Source organism: Prescottella defluvii, assembly GCF_000738775.1.
Lineage (GTDB): Bacteria > Actinomycetota > Actinomycetes > Mycobacteriales > Mycobacteriaceae > Prescottella > Prescottella defluvii.
In genome coordinates this window covers 1-894 of the sequence record NZ_JPOC01000083.1, presented here as the reverse complement: position 1 = coordinate 894, position 894 = coordinate 1, and the positions used below count along the sequence as shown (strand labels likewise).

At 66.9% G+C, this 894-nt stretch carries 2 protein-coding genes; both read left to right on the top strand.

What is annotated here, in order from left to right:
- Positions 1 to 529 (top strand): CorA family divalent cation transporter (locus IJ15_RS0123205; RefSeq protein WP_031940714.1); only part of this gene is annotated, 529 nt, incomplete at its 5' end.
- 64 nt (positions 530 to 593) lie between these two features.
- A partial coding sequence (locus IJ15_RS26230; RefSeq protein ID WP_156112205.1) for an EthD domain-containing protein occupies positions 594 to 894 on the top strand: 301 nt, incomplete at its 3' end.

Below are 894 nucleotides of genomic sequence, written 5' to 3'. Positions count from 1 at the left end.
CGACATCGACGAGATCGAGAACCAGGTGTTCACCGGCGATCCGGCCGTCGCCCGACGCATCTACGACCTGTCCGGCGAGGTGATCGACTTCCAGCGCGCGACGCACCCACTGGTGTCGATGCTCGAAGCCCTCGATCGCGGCTCCGACAAATATCACGTCGACGTCGAACTCCGACGGCACCTGCGGGACGTCCTCGACCACACGATCCGGGTGATCGAGCGCGCCGACTCGTCGCGCGCGCACCTGCAGACCGCGCTCACCGTCCACGCCACACTCGTCGCCCAGAAGCAGAACGAGGAGATGCAGCGGCTGACCATGACCAGCCTCGCCCAGAACGAGGAGGTCAAGAAGATCTCCGCCTGGGCGGCCATCCTCTTCGCCCCCACGCTGGTGGGCACCGTCTACGGCATGAACTTCGAGGACATCCCGGAACTCGGCTGGGAGTTCGGGTATCCGATGGCGGTCCTGCTGATGGTCGCGACGTCGGTGACGCTGTTCCTCGTCTTCAAGCGTCAGCACTGGCTCTGATCCACCGTCCGGTGAGCGGGATCACATGACGACCGAACCTCACTCCGCGACATAGGGTTCCGGCATGATCAAGGCCGTCGCACTGCTCGCCCGCAAACCCGACCTGTCACACGACGAGTTCGTGGCGTACTACGAGAACAACCACGCGAAGCTGATCCGACGCCTCCTGCCGCAGATCCGCGAGTACCGCCGCAACTACCTCGACCGTGACACCGGGATCGGCGCGGACGGTGTCGGCCCCCCGGACTTCGACGCGAGTGCCGCGGAGTCGGCCCGGGAGACGCTCGGCGGTGCCCATCAGGTCGCGGCGGGTCTGCCGGCCGAGCAGGGCGCCGCGCTGCTCGACTCCGCGGGCCGTGCCTTCG